Below are 676 nucleotides of genomic sequence, written 5' to 3' on the forward strand. Positions count from 1 at the left end.
GTCTGGAACACCGGCTCGGGCAAGGCGGCCATCGCCACCCGGCTCACACTGGCGGCGGCTACGGCTCCCCCCGCGATACCTGCAAACCGAAAAAAGTCTCTTCTCGAATTCATGAGTGGATTCCTAGTGGGGATCAATGACCGGCAGCAGCTTCGGCGGTGCCGCCGCCTCCACCGCCTGCCACGCTGGCGCTGGTGGGTTTGCCGATGAGTGAGGCCTGCAGGGCCGCGTCGGCCTGCCAGAACTGCTGCTCGGCGTTGAGCGCGGCCATCACCGAATTGACCTGGTCGCGGGAGTCGGCCAGCAGTTCGAAGACACTGATCAGCATCCCGTTGTAGCGAAGCTGGTTTTCTTCGGAGATGGTCTTTCTCAGTGGAATGACCTCGTCGCGGTGGTGGCGGGCGATGTCGTAAGCAGTGCGATAGGCCGAGTAGCTCTCGCGCAGGTTCGATCCGGCAGACCGTGCTGCGGCCTCCAGGCGGTTGGCCGCTGCGAGTGTCTGGGCATTCATGGCGTCGCGCTTGACGCCGCCCCAGTCGAAGATGGGCAGTTGCAGGCTGATTTCGAAACCGCGCCGGGTTTGGTGCGTGCCTTCTGCGGCGTCGAACACGGAATCGCGCCGCACGCCCAGCTCGATGTCGGTGAACGTCGTGACCGTGTTCCAGCCCTGCGAACG

Annotated in this window: 1 protein-coding gene; it reads right to left on the reverse strand. The window is 64.3% G+C overall.

Annotated features, from left to right (window positions below):
• Window positions 1-133: 133 nt before the first annotated feature.
• A partial coding sequence (locus GVL52_RS31525) for a TolC family protein (protein ID WP_160012665.1) occupies window positions 134-676 on the reverse strand: 543 nt, incomplete at its 5' end.

Origin of the sequence: Rhizobium sp. 18055 (assembly GCF_902706285.1) — a bacterium.
Taxonomy (GTDB): domain Bacteria; phylum Pseudomonadota; class Alphaproteobacteria; order Rhizobiales; family Rhizobiaceae; genus Rhizobium.